This is a genomic window from uncultured Tateyamaria sp. (assembly GCF_947504105.1).
Classification (GTDB): domain Bacteria; phylum Pseudomonadota; class Alphaproteobacteria; order Rhodobacterales; family Rhodobacteraceae; genus Tateyamaria.
In genome coordinates this window covers 1-207 of sequence record NZ_CANNGP010000212.1, presented here as the reverse complement: position 1 = coordinate 207, position 207 = coordinate 1, and the positions used below count along the sequence as shown (strand labels likewise).

Annotated in this window: 1 protein-coding gene; it reads left to right on the top strand. The window is 57.5% G+C overall.

Going from position 1 to position 207, the window contains the following annotated elements; genetic code table 11:
• The coding region (locus Q1A75_RS24230; protein ID WP_299641599.1) for a hypothetical protein at positions 1-207 on the top strand (207 nt) is incomplete at both ends.

Below are 207 nucleotides of genomic sequence, written 5' to 3'. Positions count from 1 at the left end.
GCGACGCAAGGGTGAGGTCATTGCCGCGCTGCGCCGCATGCCCTCCTCAGTGGTCATTGATCTATTCAAGGGTAATCGGAAGCTGTTTGGGGGACCCAAGACCGGCTGGAATAACCGAATCACCGTGATGACGCAGGTTTTGAAAGAGTTGCGCCAGCCGAAGGAATTCCGGGTGCCCGCGCTTGCAGATCTGCGTAGAAACACCGA